Annotated in this window: 14 protein-coding genes; 4 read left to right on the forward strand and 10 right to left on the reverse strand. The window is 69.3% G+C overall.

Annotation, left to right across the window (positions count from 1 at the left end):
* Positions 1-48 precede the first annotated feature (48 nt).
* From AB0F44_RS13620 to AB0F44_RS13630, 3 genes are read left to right on the forward strand one after another with little or no spacing between them, the layout of a single operon-like run.
* Positions 49-783 carry a response regulator transcription factor gene (locus tag AB0F44_RS13620; RefSeq protein WP_357356155.1) on the forward strand — a complete coding sequence of 245 codons (735 nt, stop codon included), beginning with the start codon at positions 49-51 and terminating at the stop codon, positions 781-783.
* Positions 780-2,171, forward strand: coding sequence for an ATP-binding protein (locus tag AB0F44_RS13625; protein ID WP_357356157.1), 1,392 nt, complete (start codon positions 780-782; stop codon positions 2,169-2,171). The genes AB0F44_RS13620 and AB0F44_RS13625 overlap by 4 nt, the downstream gene beginning before the upstream one ends.
* Before the next feature lie 5 nt (positions 2,172-2,176).
* A complete protein-coding gene (locus AB0F44_RS13630) occupies positions 2,177-2,827 on the forward strand; it encodes a GerMN domain-containing protein (RefSeq protein WP_357356159.1) in 651 nt (216 codons plus the stop codon).
* Between the two features lie 11 nt (positions 2,828-2,838).
* Here the strand turns inward: AB0F44_RS13630 and dapB are convergent, their stop codons facing one another.
* A complete protein-coding gene (dapB, locus tag AB0F44_RS13635) occupies positions 2,839-3,585 on the reverse strand; it encodes a 4-hydroxy-tetrahydrodipicolinate reductase (protein ID WP_357356161.1) in 747 nt (248 codons plus the stop codon).
* A gap of 179 nt (positions 3,586-3,764) precedes the next feature.
* Here dapB and AB0F44_RS13640 point away from each other — a divergent pair, with 179 nt between their 5' ends.
* Complete coding sequence (locus AB0F44_RS13640) at positions 3,765-4,232, forward strand: class I SAM-dependent methyltransferase (protein ID WP_229788274.1); 468 nt, start codon at positions 3,765-3,767, stop codon at positions 4,230-4,232.
* A gap of 123 nt (positions 4,233-4,355) precedes the next feature.
* Here AB0F44_RS13640 and AB0F44_RS13645 read toward each other — a convergent pair whose 3' ends face one another.
* From AB0F44_RS13645 to AB0F44_RS13685, 9 genes are all read right to left on the reverse strand, one after another.
* A complete protein-coding gene (locus AB0F44_RS13645; RefSeq protein WP_357356163.1) occupies positions 4,356-5,717 on the reverse strand; it encodes a pitrilysin family protein in 1,362 nt (453 codons plus the stop codon).
* 5 nt (positions 5,718-5,722) lie between these two features.
* Positions 5,723-7,984 (reverse strand): polyribonucleotide nucleotidyltransferase, encoded by a 2,262-nt coding sequence (locus AB0F44_RS13650; RefSeq protein WP_357356164.1) that lies wholly within the window; start codon positions 7,982-7,984, stop codon positions 5,723-5,725.
* Positions 7,985-8,250: 266 nt separating this feature from the next.
* Positions 8,251-9,435: a sulfite oxidase gene (locus tag AB0F44_RS13655; protein WP_357356166.1), complete on the reverse strand. Its 1,185-nt coding sequence runs from the start codon at positions 9,433-9,435 to the stop codon at positions 8,251-8,253.
* Between the two features lie 24 nt (positions 9,436-9,459).
* On the reverse strand, positions 9,460-11,547 hold the full coding sequence (locus AB0F44_RS13660; protein ID WP_357356168.1) for an MMPL family transporter: 2,088 nt from the start codon (positions 11,545-11,547) through the stop codon (positions 9,460-9,462).
* 138 nt (positions 11,548-11,685) lie between these two features.
* The gene (gene rpsO, locus AB0F44_RS13665) at positions 11,686-11,961 is read right to left on the reverse strand and encodes a 30S ribosomal protein S15 (RefSeq protein WP_008363208.1); all 276 of its coding nucleotides are present in this window, start codon (positions 11,959-11,961) and stop codon (positions 11,686-11,688) included.
* 301 nt (positions 11,962-12,262) lie between these two features.
* Positions 12,263-13,420 carry a hypothetical protein gene (locus AB0F44_RS13670; RefSeq protein ID WP_357356170.1) on the reverse strand — a complete coding sequence of 386 codons (1,158 nt, stop codon included), beginning with the start codon at positions 13,418-13,420 and terminating at the stop codon, positions 12,263-12,265.
* Complete coding sequence (locus AB0F44_RS13675) at positions 13,417-13,743, reverse strand: PadR family transcriptional regulator (protein WP_350661617.1); 327 nt, start codon at positions 13,741-13,743, stop codon at positions 13,417-13,419. Before AB0F44_RS13675 ends, AB0F44_RS13670 begins: the two co-directional genes overlap by 4 nt.
* Before the next feature lie 92 nt (positions 13,744-13,835).
* Complete coding sequence (locus AB0F44_RS13680) at positions 13,836-14,702, reverse strand: hypothetical protein (RefSeq protein WP_357356172.1); 867 nt, start codon at positions 14,700-14,702, stop codon at positions 13,836-13,838.
* A gap of 48 nt (positions 14,703-14,750) precedes the next feature.
* Positions 14,751-15,698 carry a bifunctional riboflavin kinase/FAD synthetase gene (locus AB0F44_RS13685; protein WP_357356174.1) on the reverse strand — a complete coding sequence of 316 codons (948 nt, stop codon included), beginning with the start codon at positions 15,696-15,698 and terminating at the stop codon, positions 14,751-14,753.
* Between the last annotated feature and the right edge of the window lie 207 nt (positions 15,699-15,905).

Here is a 15,905-nt window from a genome sequence, read left to right on the forward strand (position 1 = left end):
GGCGGGTAGGCCGCGACAGGTCGGCCTCCTGACCGCTCGGATGAGACGATGCGAGACGTGCAAGAGGCAGCCAAGCGAGTGCTCATCCTGGAGGACGACTACGGGCTGCGTACCTCCCTCCGGCTCTTCCTCGAGCAGGAGGGATACGCGGTCGGTGAGGCCGACGATGCCGAGATCGCCCTCGACCTGGACGCCCTCGAGCCATTCGACGTGATGCTCGTCGACCTGATGCTCGGCGGCATCGACGGATTCACCTTCATCCGCAGCGTCCGCCCGCGGACGACCGCTCCGATCATCGTGATCAGCGCTCGCGACGGGTCCAAGGACGTGGTCGCGGCGCTGGAGGCAGGAGCAGACGACTACGTACGCAAGCCGTTCGACGTCGCCGAGGTCAGGGCCCGGATCAAGGCCGCGCTCCGGCGCCCCGACTACCCGCTCGTGTCCTCCCCGAGTGGCTACACCCCGGTCGGGGGCATCGTCCTCGACTCGACCGACGGACCGCTGGTCTTCGACCCGGCGGCCGCCACCCTGCGCCGCGGGGCCGAGGACCTGCACCTCACCAGCACGGAGTTCAAGCTCCTGCTCGCGCTGACGGCCAGCCCCGGCCGGGTGATGACCCGCGAGAACCTGGTCAGCCAGATGTGGCCCGAGGGCCACCACGGCGACGTCCGGGTCGTCGACGTGCACGTCAGCCGGTTGCGCAACAAGGTGGACAGCGACCCGGCGGCCGGCGGCGTCATCTCGACGGTCCGTGGGCTGGGCTACCGGCTGGATCCGCGATGATCCGGTGGCCGGCCCGGAGCGGGCTGCGCGCCAACGTCGTGGCGGCGTTCGCTGCCGGCGCACTGCTGATCAGCCTGATCCTCGCCTTCAGCACCTACTTCTCGGCACGGCACTACCTGATCGTCCAGCGCGAGCGGAACGCCCTGCAGCAGGCCTACATCGACGCTGCCCTGGTCAAGGAGCGGCTGCGCACGAACGGCGTGAACGTCGCCGAGGTCCTCTCCGAGATCGCCCCGCCGAGGCGCACCACGGTGTTCGTCCACCAGGACGGCCAGTGGTACTCCTCCGATCTCACCACGCAGGTCCACGACGCCACCAGCAACGTCGCGACCAGCGTCGAGGCCGGAGACGTGGCGCTGTCCTGGACCGATACGAACGACCGACCCAACATCGTGGTCGGCGTCCCGCTCGAGGGCGTGGACGCCGACTACTACGAGGTCACCCACGCCAAGGAGCTCAGCGAGACCCTCGACACGATGGGCTACGCGGTCACGATCTCCGCGGCCATCACGACCCTCGCCGGCGGACTCCTGGGCTGGTACGCCGCCCGGCGGGTGCTGCGGCCGCTGCGCCAGGTCGCGCTGGCCGCCGCCCGGATCTCCGCCGGAGAGCTCGACACCAGGGTCGAGGCGACCGACGACCCCGACCTGGCCACGCTCACCGGGTCGTTCAACACCATGGTCGACACCGTCGTCGAGCGCCTCGACCACGACGCCCGCTTCGCGGCCGACGTCAGCCACGAGCTCCGTACGCCGGTCGCGACCCTCACCACCAGCCTCGGTGTCCTGCAGGGCGACCCCACGCTCTCGCCCAGCTCGGCGACCGCCGTCGGGCTGATGGCCGGTGAGCTGGAGCGGTTCCGGGGTGCGCTCGAGGACCTGATCACGCTGGGACGGCTCGATGCGGGCGTGCGCGAGTCGGAGTGGGAGGTGCTGGGCGTCGCGGACCTGGTCGCTGCGACCCTCGCCGAGGCCGAGGTCGGCGGCAAGGCCAGCGTCGACGTCCCCGCGGACCTCGCGATCTATGCCGACCGGCTCCAGGTGCACCGAGCGCTGGCCAACCTGGTGCGCAACGCAGAGACACACGGCGGCGGCCTGACCTCGGTACGCGCGACCGCACGACGCGGCTACGCCGAGATCCATGTCGCCGACTCCGGCCCCGGGGTCCCCGCCGCCGAACGAGAACGCATCTTCGACAGGTTCGCCCGGATGGGCGCCCGCGGCGCGACCACCGGGAGCGGGCTGGGCCTGAGCATCGTCGAGCAGACGGCGCAGCTTCACGACGGCTCGGTCTGGTGTCGCGAGTCCGACTCCGGCGGTGCCGACTTCGTGCTCTCCTTCCCGCTGGCGCCCACGGCGAGGACCGCCTCGGGGCGAGAGGCGACATGAGGGCGGTGCGTACGTCCTGGGCGGCGGGCGCCGCCGGCCTCCTCCTGCTCGCGGTGGCCTCGTGCGGAGTCCCCGACGACGACCAGGTACGCACCGTCGACCCGTCAGAGGTGCCGTACCACCTGCTCGAGGACGTTGACGAGGTCCCCTCGGGCGCCGCGAGCGCTGTCGCCGGACCGCGGCTCTATTGGGTCGACGCCGAGGACCGGCTCGTCGGCCGGCCCGCGGGCAGCTTCTGCGCGAAGACCATCACCGGGGTCGCCAGGAACATCCTCGGCCAGCTCGGCGACGGGCCTTCGGCGCGCGACCTGGGCTCCGGCCTCGGCACGGCTCTGCCTCCGGACAGGTGGCTGAATCTCGTGGCGATCACCGATCGCACCGCCCACCTCCGCATCTCCACGGACGACGCGATCGCCACCAACCGGGTCGTGCTCGCGACGGCGCAGACCGTGCTGTCGCTGACCTCGATCCCCGGCGTGGACCAGGTGGAGATGGAGTACGACACCGGGCCGCTGCAGGTGCCGCGGTCCTCCGGTGAGCTCGCCGACGGACCTCTGCGGCACGACGACTACCGCAGCCTGCTCGCCGATCCCGACGATCCCGACGAGCAGCCCAAGGACGAGCTGCTCCGACGCGGCGACCTCTGCCCGGGCTGACTCCCCCGGCCTCAGACCAGCCCGAGGACTTCCTCCAGGCCGACCGTGAGCCCGGGCCGCGAGCCGATGCCGCGGATCGCGGCGAGTACGCCGTGGGCGAAGGAGGCGTGCGAGAGCGAGTCGTGGCGGATGGTCAGGAGCTCGCCGACACCGCCGAGGACGACCTCTTGGTGGGCGACCGATCCGGACATCCGCAGGGAGTGGACCGGGATGCCCTCCACAGAGGCCCCACGGGCCCCGTCGAGGGCCGAGGTGGTCGCGTCGGGCGCCGGGTCCACCCCGGCCTCCCGGCGCGCCGCAGCGACGAGCTCGGCGGTCCTGCGTGCCGTACCCGAAGGCGCGTCGGCCTTCCGCTCGTGGTGGGTCTCGACGATCTCCACGGACGGGAAGTGCGCAGCGGCGAGCTCAGCGAACCGCATCATCAGCACCGCGCCGACCGAGAAGTTGGGCACCACCATCGCGCCGACGCCCGGGTTCTTCGCCAGCCAGGTCTCGAGCTGCTCGACGCGGTCGGGGCCGAAGCCCGAAGTGCCGATCACGGTGTGCACGCCGTGGGACAGGCAGAACTCCGCGTTGCCCATCACCGCCTCGAGCGTGGTGACGTCGACCGCCACCTCGGCACCCGCGTCGGTGATCGCCGAGAGCTCGTCGTCGCGACCGATCCTGGCGACGAGCTCCAGGTCATCGGCGGACTCGACGGCCTCGCAGACCGCCGAACCGAGCTTGCCACGTGCACCGAGAACAGCCACCTTAGTCATGAGGCCACACCCTATAGATCACGCTCCAGCAACGATCGACCACCATCCGGTGAACAAATTGCGAGGCTTGTTCAGAGCTTGTCGAAGGGGCTGTGAGCGGAACCGTATGAGGATCTGGCAGTCTTGGACCCATGGTGGTGCAGACGATCCCTGCTCGGATCCGTTGGGCCGTTGATTTCATGGACATTCAACCGAACGATCATGTCCTTGAGATCGGCTGTGGCCCGGGGGCTGGTGCCGAGCTGATCTGTAGCCGGCTGGAGACCGGAAAGCTATTTGCGATCGATCGCTCGGAGTCGGGTGTCGATCGTACGAAGCGACGCTGCGCGAAGTACCTGGAGGCAGGACGCCTCACCGTCCGCCAGATCGACCTCGCGACGCTGCGGGTCCCGGTCAAGCGGCTGACGAAGGTATTCGCGTTCAACGTCAACCTGTTCTGGGTGCGTGACGCATCCGCCGAGATCGCGCTGCTCCATGAGCGCGTGCTCCCCGGCGGCACGGTCAACCTCTTCTACGAGGCCACCCAGCGCGAGCAGGTCCCCGAGATCGTCGAGAAGGCGAGCAAGGCCCTGGCCGACGCCGGCTTCCGCGTCTCCATCGTCGACTCCAAGGTCCCCGCCGCCGTCGGAATCATCGGCAAGCGGTAGTTCTCTGCGTCCACATAGCGAGACGCCTCCCCGAACTGGGCGGGCAGTTCTTGGGGTTGTGGGGTGTTTCAGTGCCCGTCAACCCCAGGAATACCCGGTCGACCGGGTATTCCTGGGGCGACGTCAGGCCGGTCCGACGACCGCGAGGATCTCCGGGCGCGTCAGAATCTCAGCCGCGACCTCACGGCACTCCTCGAGAGTGACCGCGTCGATCCGTGCCAGCACCTCGTCGATCGAGTAGAGCTCGCGGTGGACCAGCTCGGCGCGGCCGATGCGGGACATCCGGGAGGCCGAGTCCTCCAGGCCCAGCACGAGGCCGCCACGCAACTGGCCCTTGCCGAGCTCGAGCTCCTCGGCAGTGATGCCGTCGCGGGCGACGGCGGCCAACTCGGAGCGTACGACCTCGAGGACCTCGTCGAGCTTGGCCGGCAGGCAGCCGACCTGGACCCCGAAGAGACCCGTCTCGGCGTGGCTGTAGGCGTAGGAGTAGACCGAGTAGGCCAGGCCCCGGTGCTCGCGAACCTCCTGAAAGAGCCGTGACGAGGTCGCGCCGCCGACGGCGGTGTTGACCACCTCGAAGGCGAAGCGGCGGTCGTCGCCACGCTGAAGGCCCTCGCGGGCCAGGATGACGTTGACCTGCTCCAGCGGGCGCTGGGCGCTGATCTCGCCAGGAGCGACCTCGAGCGGCGACCCCTCCCGCGGAGGCACCGGAGCGACCGATCCCCGCAGGAAGCCCGAGCCGGAGAATGCCTTCTCCACCATCGCCACGACCTCGTCGTGGTCGACGTTGCCGGCGACCGAGACGACCATCCGGGGCGCCACGTAGTGCGCCTGGTAGAAGTCGTTGATCTCCTCGCGGGTCAGCGCGGCGATCGAGGCCTCCGTGCCGGCGATGCCGCGCCCGAGCGGTGTCTCGGCACCCCACGCCTGTGCGGCGACGAGGTTGTGGATCACGTCGTCGGGGTCGTCGTCGTGCATCGCGATCTCGTCGAGGATCACGTCACGCTCAGCCTCCACGTCCTCGGCCGTGATCAGCGAGGAGGTCAGCATGTCGCCCACGACGTCGATCGCCAGCGGCAGGTCGACGTCGAGCACCCGCGCGTGGAAGCACGTGTACTCCTTGGCGGTGTAGGCGTTGAACTCCCCACCGACGCGGTCCAGCGAGGAGGAGATCTCCAAGGCCGTACGCGACGGGGTGCCCTTGAACAGCAGGTGCTCGAGGAAGTGGGAGCAGCCGTGCTGACGCGCAGTCTCGTCCCGGGATCCGACGCCGATGAAGACGCCGATGGCCGCCGATCGGACCCCGGCCATCTGCTCGGTCACGATCCGCAGGCCCGAGGGATGGACCGTGCGGCGTACGAGCGACGTCACCGCGCCGTTGACCTCGGTCTGCTCGAGCGTGACGGTGGTGCCGGGCTCCTGGTTATAGCCGGAGGACCGGCCGACACCTGCGTGTCGACCGGTCCCCCGGGTGGTGCGTGACACCAAGGTCACTCCTCGTCTGCGGCCTCGGTGGCGGTCTCCGCAGGAGCTTCCTCGGAAGGAGCCTCCTCCTCGAGTACCGGGGCCAGCGAGAGCTTGCCGCGGTCGTCGATCTCGGCGATCTCGACCTGGATCTTCTGGCCGACCTCGACGACGTCCTCCACCGACTCGACCCGCTTGCCGCCGTTGAGGGCGCGCAGCTTGGTGATGTGGAGCAGGCCGTCCTTGCCCGGGAGCAGGGCGACGAACGCACCGAAGTTGGTCGTCTTCACGACCGTGCCGAGGTAGCGCTCGCCGACCTCGGGCATGGTCGGGTTGGCGATCGCGTTGACCGCCGCGCGGGCGGCCTCGGCGGCACCGCCGTCGGTCGCGCCGATGAGCACCGTGCCGTCGTCCTCGATGGAGATCTGGGCGCCGGTGTCGTCCTGGATCTGGTTGATGACCTTGCCCTTGGGCCCGATCAGCTCGCCGATCTTGTCCACGGGGACCTTCACGGTGATGATCCGCGGAGCGGTCGGAGCCATCTCCTCGACGCCGCCGATGGCCTCGTGCATGACATCCAGGATGGTCGCACGCGCGTCCCTGGCCTGGTTGAGGGCCTGGGCGAGGACCTCGGCCGGGATGCCGTCGAGCTTGGTGTCGAGCTGCAGCGCGGTCACGAACTCCGCGGTGCCGGCGACCTTGAAGTCCATGTCGCCGAAGGCGTCCTCGGCACCGAGGATGTCGGTGAGCGCGACGTACTTCGTCTCGCCGTCGATCTCACCGGAGATCAGACCCATCGCGATGCCGGCTACCGGGGCCTTGAGCGGCACACCGGCGTTGAGCAGCGACATCGTCGAGGCGCAGACCGAGCCCATCGAGGTGGAGCCGTTGGAGCCCATCGCCTCGGAGAGCTGGCGGATCGCGTAGGGGAACTCCTCGCGGCTCGGGAGCACCGGCAGGAGCGCGCGACGGGCGAGCGCACCGTGGCCGACCTCGCGGCGCTTGGGCGAGCCCACGCGACCGGTCTCACCGGTGGAGAACGGCGGGAAGATGTACTTGTGCATGTAACGACGGTGCTTCTCCGGGGAGAGCGTGTCGAGCTGCTGCTCCATCTTGAGCATGTCGAGGGTGGTGACACCCAGGATCTGGGTCTCGCCGCGCTCGAAGAGCGCCGAGCCGTGGACCCGCGGGATCACGCCGACCTCGGAGTGCAGCGGCCGGATGTCGGCCAGACCGCGGCCGTCGATGCGGACCTTGTCACGCAGGACCTGGGTGCGGATGGCCTGCTTGGTGATGGCCTTGTACGCCGCACCGATCTCGCCCTCGCGACCCTCGAACTGGGCGCCGATCTTCTCGAGCAGGGCGAGCTTGATCCGGTCGCCCTCCTCCTCGCGCTCCAGCTTGGTCAGGACGCGCTCGCGCGAGCCCTTGACGCTGTAGAGGTCGGTGACGTCGGCGCCGACGGTGGCCTCGACGGCCTCGTAGACGTCGTCCTGGTAGTCCAGGAAGACCGGGAAGTCCTGCACCGGCTTGGCGGCCTGCTTGGCCAGCTCAGCCTGGGCCTCGACCAGCTGCTTGATGAACGGCTTGGCGGCGTCCAGACCACCGGCCACGATCGGCTCGGTCGGCGCCTGGGCACCGGACTGGACCAGGTCCCAGGTCTTCTCGGTGGACTCGGCCTCGACCATCATGATGGCGACGTCGCCGGTGTCGGTGACGCGGCCGGCGACGACCATGTCGAAGACGGCGTTCTCGAGCTGGCTGTGGCTCGGGAAGGCGACCCACTGGCCCTCGATCAGGGCGACGCGCACGCCGCCGACCGGGCCGGAGAACGGCAGGCCGGAGAGCTGGGTGGACATCGACGCGGCGTTGATCGCGAGCACGTCGTAGGGCTGGTCAGGGTCGAGCGCCATGACGGTGATGACGACCTGGACCTCGTTGCGCAGACCCTTCTTGAAGGTCGGGCGCAGCGGGCGGTCGATCAGGCGGCAGGTGAGGATCGCGTCCTCGCCCGGGCGACCCTCGGAACGGAAGAACGAGCCGGGGATCTTGCCCGCGGCGTACATCCGCTCCTCGACGTCGATGGTGAGCGGGAAGAAGTCGAAGTGGTCCTTCGGCTGCTTGGAGGCGGTGGTCGCCGAGAGGAGCATCGTCTCGTCGTCGAGGTAGGCGGTCACGGAACCCGCGGCCTGCCGGGCGAGCAGCCCGGTCTCGAACTTGACGGTGCGGGTGCCGAACTTGCCGTTGTCGATGGTCGTCTCGACGGCAGTGATGACTGGTTCAGTCAAGGATTCGTCCTTGTCTAGGTCTCGGAGCGCCCCCGCGCCGGGCGTGTGCACTCGTTGTGCACGGGGCCGGTCTTCGATCGAGACCCTCAGGTCCGCGACGGACCTGGGAATCACTACCGAGGACCGAGCCGGACGGGCGGGCCGCTCCTGGTGATGTGTTCCATTTTCCGAGTGCCCGCGCGGATGGCGCTAGCACTCATCGCTCAGCCTATCCGTCCCCTGCCCGAAATGCGGAACGGAGGCACGCGCGTGCCTTCGCGAGGAGATCACACGACGGTGACGGGGTGGCGCACGACGGCGTCGAAGAGGTAGCCGCCGGGATTGTGGGCGGCGACGTCGGGCTGGGTGCGGCCGGCCCGGTCGGTGGCCCGGACGAGGATCTCGTACGCCCCCGGCTCGGGGTTGCGCCAGGTGTGGTCCCACTGCGCCCAGCCGAGGCCGTGGCCACCGGTGGGGCGGCCCGGCGCGTGCTGGATCGCGGTCGTCCAGGTCTCTCCCCCGTCGGTGCTGATCTCTACGCGCGCGATCGGCGCCTTGCCGGACCAGGAGCGGCCGCTCAGCACGATCCGGTCGCCGGCCGGGATCTCGGCGTTCCACTCGAGCTCGAGGGCGGAGCGGACCGGGTTGACGGTGAGCGGGCCGTCGACGTTGTACCACTTCGTGTCCCACGGCGAGGTCAGCACGCTCGCGGACACCTCCAGCGAGCCGAGCCACTTGATGCTCGCGATGCCGATCCAGCCGGGAAGCACCAGCCGCAGCGGGAAGCCGTGGTCGGGCAGCAGGTCCTCGCCGTTGGCACCCCAGACGAGCAGGGCGTCGTCGAAGGCCTTCTCGATCGGGAACGGGCGCCGCACCCGGCCGTAGTCGACGCCCTTGTCCACGTAGCTGGCGTCGAGCCCGCTCGCCTGCACCGAGACCGCGTCCTGACGGATGCCGACGGCGGTCAGGACGTCGCTCAGGCGTACGCCCTTCCAGCGGACCGCACCCACGGCGCCGAGCGTCCACTTGGTGCCGCTGACCTCCTGGCCCTGCTGCGTGGTGAAGAAGCTGCGGCCGTTGCCGGTGCACTCGTGGACCGAGGTCGTCTCGACGTGCCGGAAGGCCTTGAGGTCGTCGAGGGTGAGCTTGACGCCGGCGGGGTCGCGCAGCCCGTCGCCGAAGATCTCCAGCTCGTACGTCTCCGGGTCGATCTGCGGCGTCGCGGTGTGGTTGCGCACGAACAGGTCGGCCTGCGGGGTCAGGTAGCGGCGCGGGTCGACCGAGTCCCAGCGGGTCTCGGCGTTGGTGCCGTAATCGATGAACCGCTCGACAGGCAGCGGCTTGAGGATCGCCGGGGCGCCCGCGACGGCGCCGGCTGTGACCGACTCGGTGACCTGGGTCGTGCCCACCGCCGCCGCGCCGAGCGCCGCGGTGGTGAGGAAGGTGCGTCGGTTCAGGCCTGGGGACGTCATGGCCCGAACATTAACATGACCAACTTACTCTTGTTTAGGTTTCGCCAGCTTGCTCGGCCACCAGATCCGGTCGCCGGCATCGAGGTTGATGGCGGTGACCAGGATCGACCGGACGATCATCGTGTCGAGCATGACTCCGAGCGCGACGGTCACCCCGATCTCGGCCAGGAAGACCATCGGCAGCGAGCCGAGCACCAGGAACGTCGCGGCGAGGACGACGCCCGCCGACGTGATCACGCCACCGGTCGAGGTCAGGCCGACCAGCGACCCTGCCCAGGTGCCGCGGACCTGCGACTCCTCACGCACCCTGGTCATCAGGAAGATGTTGTAGTCGATGCCGAGCGCGACCAGGAACACGAAGGCGAACAGCGGGAACGCCGGGTCCGTGCCGGCGAAGCCGAAGACGAATTCGAAGAGAAGCACCGAGATGCCGAGTGCCGCGCCGAACGACAGGATCACCGTGCCGAGCAGGATCAACGGGGCGATCAGCGCCCGCAGGAGCACCATCAACACCAGCAGAACGACCAGCAGAACGATCGGGATGATCACGAAGTTGTCGCCCTGACTGGCCTCGAGGGTGTCGAGCATCATCGCCGAGGTGCCGGTGACCAAGGCGCCGGAGCCGTCCACCTCGTGCACCGCAGAGCGCGCCGCAGACACGATGTCGTACGCCTCGGGCGAGGTCACGTCCGCGTCGACCACCGCCGCGATCGCGACCACACCGTCCTGCGGCGGGCCGAGCGGGAAGCTCACCATCTCCCCCGCCGGGGTCACGGTGGGCACCAGCCCGTCGACGTCGTCGAGCGCCTGCTGCACGTGCTCCTGCGCCGCCGCGTCGGCGACCACGAGCAGCTGGTTGGACTGGTCGACCATGTCGTGGTCGACCAGCACCTGCTGGCCGGTGATCGAGTCGAACTCCTTGGTGTAGGTCTCGTCCGATGCCAGTCCGTTGGCGTCGAGCCGGAACAGGCCGAGGCAGGCGAGGAGCAACAGGCCCGTCGTCACCACCCAGACCCTGCGTGGCCGGACCGAAACCCTGTCGCCGACCTTCGCCCACAGACCGGTCTCGGTCGGCTCCGCCGATCCGTACGCCGGACGCATCGGCCAGAAGACCCACCGGCCGCAGATGACCAGCAGGGCAGGCAGCAGGGTGACCATCACCAGATAGGTCACCCCGATCCCGACGGCCACGACCGGCCCCATCCCAGAGGTCGAGTTCATCTCCGCGAAGGTCAGGCAGAGCATGGCCAGGATGACGGTCACCGCGCTGGCGAGGATCGCCGGAGCGGCACGGTGCAGGGCATGCGCCATCGCGTCGTGACGGTCCTCGAAGTTGCGCAGCTCCTCGCGATAGCGCGAGACCAGCAGCAGGGCGTAGTCCGTGCCGGCACCGATCGCCAGGATGCTCAAGATGGCCTGGCTCTGGCCGTTGACGGTCAGCCCCGCGTTCTTCGCCAGGAAATAGACCAGACCCATCGTCACGCCCAGCCCGACCACCACCGAGATGATCGGGAAGAGCCAGAGCACCGGGCTGCGATAGACGAACAACAAGATGACCACGACCACCGCGAGCGCGGCCAGCAGCAGCGTCGTGTCGATGCCGCCGAAGGCCTCCGCCGCGTCGGCCGCGGAGCCACCCTGACCGGTGACGTGCACCTGTACGCCGTCGTGGTCGGCGATCCCGCGGACCTCGTCGACGAGGCCGGGCATCTTGGCCCAGCCGTCCGAGCCGAGGTTGAAGGTCACCGTGAGCTGGGCGACCTCGCCGTCCTCCGACAACCGCGGTGGCTCGATCTCGCCCTCGACCCCGTCGAGACTGCCGAGCTCGGCGATGTCACCCGAGGCGACCGCGGCAAGGTCGGCTCCGGTGGTGCTGGTCGAGGTGTAGACGAGCGTGGTGGGGATCGCGTTGGGGTCCTGGAACGGGCTCATCTTGTCGAACCCGCGGGTCGACTCCGCCGATGCCGGCAGCCATGAGCTGGCCTCGTTGTTCTGCACCTCGGTCAGCTTCCCGGCGAAACCGCCGAGGGCGACCACGGCGAGCAGCCAGAACAGCACGACGACGTACTTGGTCTTGGGTCCGGTCAGCTTGCCTGCGATATGACGATGCACGGTTTCCAGACTGCGCCTGATTCACCCGTGATCGCAGCAGGAATGCCCCAAGAGGTACCGCTGAGGCCCAACCTTCCCTAAAACAGGCGAACGGGCCGCCCCCGTTGGGGGCGGCCCGCTGCTACGAAGATCAAGAGATCAACGACGAAGGCCGAGCTTCTCGATGATCGAGCGGTAGCGCTCGATGTCCTTCTTCTGAAGGTAGTTGAGAAGGCGGCGGCGCTGGCCGACGAGCAGCAGCAGACCACGACGGCTGTGGTGGTCGTGCTTGTGCTCCTTGAGGTGGTCGGTCAGGTGGGAGATGCGGTGCGACAGCAGCGCGATCTGCACCTCCGGCGAGCCGGTGTCACCCTCGGTCGTGGCGTACTCGGCGATGATCTTCTTCTTGGTCTCCGCGTCAGTTCCAACTGCCATGCGAAGGCTCCCTTCCGGCCCGTGGGCCTAACTCGTTGCGCGGCGCGCCCGGGCCTGTTCACCGGGGCACTCTTGGTCCGCGGCCGATTTCACGGCTTGAGCCGCCGACCCCCATGGGCCGACAACCCGAGAAGATTAACAGCGAGCCGGCGTACGCCCCGAATCGCCGCCGGATCACGCCACGAGCACGAGACGCGCCACCAGCCGGCGCAACCTCCACCAGAACTTCATCGAACTCCCCCTCGTCTCTCCCGCCACTGGGTTCGACGCTGTGGGGCCGGGTTTGGTTGCATCGGTCAGCTCATGGCTTCTCAGCGGCGCTCGGCGAGGCGCTGGGTGACGCGCTCGGCGAGGTCGTCGTGATCCCGGGAAGCGAGGCCTTCGGTACGGTCGCCAGGGGCGGCTCCTGGATCGCCGGTGCGTCCTCGCTCCCGTCCGCGAACGCGTTCGGGTCGAGCGCGGTGCCCGGCTGGACCCGGCTGGGCAGCGGGAAGACGTTGTAGAGCTGCGCGGCACCGTTGGACCACGGGTAGAAGATCCGCGCCTGCAGCGGCTCGCCGGTCATCTCGTCGGTGCAGACGACCTCGGCCATGTCGAGCTCGTCGCCGGTGACCGGCGGGAGCGGGGCCGCGGTCGTCGAGGTGCAGTCGGGCTGGGTGACGACGTCGATCGGCTTTCCCTCCTGGTCGAAGAGCTGGACGCCGGTCAACGGCTTGCCCGAGGCGTCGTACGGGTAGATGTTGCTGACCCACTTGCCGTCGGAGTAGATCCCCGCCTGCTCTTCGATCGGTGCACCGTAGCCGGCGCCGGCCTCGTTGAAGCCTTCGCTCCAGCCACGGTCGTAGTCGGTGCTGCCGCCACCCCCGCTCGCCCAGGTCATGAAGAGCACGAACGCGGCAAACAGGTTCAGGCCCAGGAGCACGACGCGTGCGGCGGTTCCCCGCTCTCCACCGGGCCAGAGGCGGCCGGCGCCGATGAACATGCTGACCGCCACCGCGACGATGAGCAGCACGACCGCCGGGGCGCTCGACATCCCCCACCCGAACACCGCCGAGACCAGCCAGGCCGCCGCCCAGGCACGCACGATCCACCACAGCGGCCGCAGCCAGGCGACCACAGGCGCCAGGTCCGTACGCAGCAGCTCACCGAGCTTGGCGACCGCCTTGTCGAAGCGGTCGTGGCCGGCGTCCAGGAGTCCGTCGACCCGCTCCGCGAAACCCCGGGGCGCCTTCACGCCCACGGGGATGCCCGCGGCGGCCCGCAGCTCCTTGGCGTACTCGGCCGGATCCCCGAGCGCATCGGGACCGCGCTCCTCGACGAGCTCGGTGAAGTCGGCCTCGAGACCGTCGGTGATGTCGCTGAGCACCTCCGGGTCGAGGTCGGCGAGCTCGCGGCGTACGCGAGCCAGGAAGAGCCGCACCTCCGGCGCGATGTTCGCCTCGGCATCTGTGGTCGTCATGCGCTTGCCCCTTGGAGGATCTCGGTGACGGTGGTGGAGAAGTGGGACCAGTCCTCGCTCTGCTGCTTGAGCTGGCCTTGCCCGGCAGGTGTGATGCCGTAGTACTTGCGGTGCGGACCGGACTCCGACGGCACGACGTAGGAGGTCAGGGCGCCCGCGGCGTACAGCCGCCGCAGGGTGCCGTAGACCGACGCGTCGCCGACGTCCGTGAGCCCGCTGTCGCGGAGCTTGCGGACGATGTCATAGCCGTACGCGTCCTCGCCGTCGACGACGGCCAGGACGGTCAGGTCGAGCACCCCTTTGAGCAGTTGGGTGGTATCCATGCTTCGCACACTACTACGCAGTGCGCACTACTTGCCAGAGCATTGCACCGCGCGCCGCCGAGGAGCTCAGCGGCGTCGAGGAACCACTCGGCCTACGACCGGCCTCGTACGTCGCGTACGAAGTCCTTCCAGGCGGCCGTGTCGCCGGCCGGCCCGGACGCGCGGGTGGGTCCGGTGAAGGTGCGCACCTGGACGGGCTGAACGGGCTGCCCGGAAGGCGAGGCGGGGGCCAGTCTCGTCTGGGCGGTCGGCACCGCGACGCTCGAGCGCAGCTGCTGCCCGTAACCGGGCGCTCCCCCGGGGCCGCTGGGGCCGCCGGGACCACCGGGGCCGCTCGGACCACCGGAGATGAGCGAGGACATCGGCGTGTACTCCTCCACCTCGTCCCTCTTTCCGGGCACCGCGAGCCAGATCAGCGCGATCAGGAACCCGATCGCCCACCCGTAGGTCAGCCCGTACGCGGCACCCGACTCGAGCGCCTCACCGAGCGTGACCACGAACGAGTCGGAGCTGCCGGCGAGGTAGGAGTAGAGGCTCCCGGCGACCTGCCCGGCGGCGGTGGCGACGATCGCGGCGAACCAGCAGCCGAGGAACACCGGCCAGAACGCCCGCGGCCAGATGCCGATGGTGCAGAGCCAGGTCAGCAGCCAGGTGAGCACGAAGACGGTGCCGGTGAGGACGGCGGAGTGCACCAGGTCGTCGCCGGAGAAGAGGCCGCTCAAGGAACCTTCGCCGAAGTAGGTGAGCCGGTCCCCGAGCAGTGCGGCCACCCAGCTGGGCGAGCCGGTGCCGTTCTCCTCGATCCAGGTCGAGAACGGCGCGGAGCCGGAGAGGAACTGCAAGACCCAGAGCCCACCGGTGACCAGGACCGCGTTGAGGAAGGCCGGGATGCCGCCGCGGGGGCGGTCGGCCTCGACCTCGGTCTCGTATGCGGACGTTGGGTTGGGGTGGGGATCCATGACAAACAATTCAACCGCACCCTGACCCCGCTGAACAGGCCGCGGGGTCTACGGCTCGGTAAGACTCTTCTGAAGGATGGGACGTGCCCGCACCACGTCGGCGCGCATCTGCTCGACGAGCGCGTCGATCCCCTCGAAGGCGACCATGCCGCGCAGCCGCTCCACGAAGGCGACCTCGACCTCGACGCCGTAGAGCTCCAGGTCATCGCGGTCGAGCACGTACGACTCGACCCGGCGCCCGACCACGCCCTCGAAGGTGGGGTTGGTGCCGACCGAGATGGCGGCGGGGAACCGCTCGCCGGTGTCGCGCCGCGTCAGCCAGCCTGCGTAGATGCCGTCGGGCGGCACCGCGGTCAGCGAGTCGGTGGGCACGTTGGCCGTCGGGAAGCCGAGCTCGCGGCCACGCTGGTCGCCCTTCACGACGACCCCGCGCACCGAGTAGGGACGGCCCAGCGCCTCGGCGGCACCGGTGACGTCACCGGTGGCCAGACACGTACGGATATAGGTCGAGGACCACACCTGGGGCCCACCGTCGAGCGGGATCCCCTCGGCGGAGAAGTCGTGGATCTTGCCGTAGGCGACCAGGTCGGCCACGTCGCCGGCGGCCTTGCAGCCGTAGCGGAAGTTGGCACCGACCACGCACGCCTCGGCGTGCAGCGCGTCGACGAGCACGCGCTGGGCGAAGTCGTCGGGTGACCAGTTGGCCATCTCCATGTCGAACGGCAGCGCGAGCACTGCGTCGGCACCGGCCGCGAGCAGCAGCTCGGCGCGCTCCTCCATCCTCGTGAGCACACCAGGGGCGTGCTCCGGCCGCAGCACCGCCATCGGGTGCGGGTCGAAGGTCACCGCCACCAGGGTGAGGTCCTTGGCGTCCGCCACCTCGCGCCCCCGGCGCAGCACATGCTGGTGCCCGAGATGGACGCCGTCGAAGTTGCCGACCACGACACAGGTGCGGCCGAGGTCGGCGGGCACCTCGCTCAGACTTCTCCAGAACACGTCGCCAGAATATCCATCCCCGCTCCCCTTCCCGGGATCCGGCCCACCTGACAAGCGTTCCACCTCGCCGAGACGTCGCCCCCGCAGGCCGAGACGTCACTCCGGTCGGTCGTCGATAAAGTCGAAGCAAGAATGGACGAACTGACACAACGCGTCAACAGCACACTTTCGAGCCTGCCGTTCTACTTGAGTTGGGTGGCAGACAAG

It is taken from the genome of Nocardioides sp. NPDC023903 (assembly GCF_040639295.1).
Lineage (GTDB): Bacteria > Actinomycetota > Actinomycetes > Propionibacteriales > Nocardioidaceae > Nocardioides.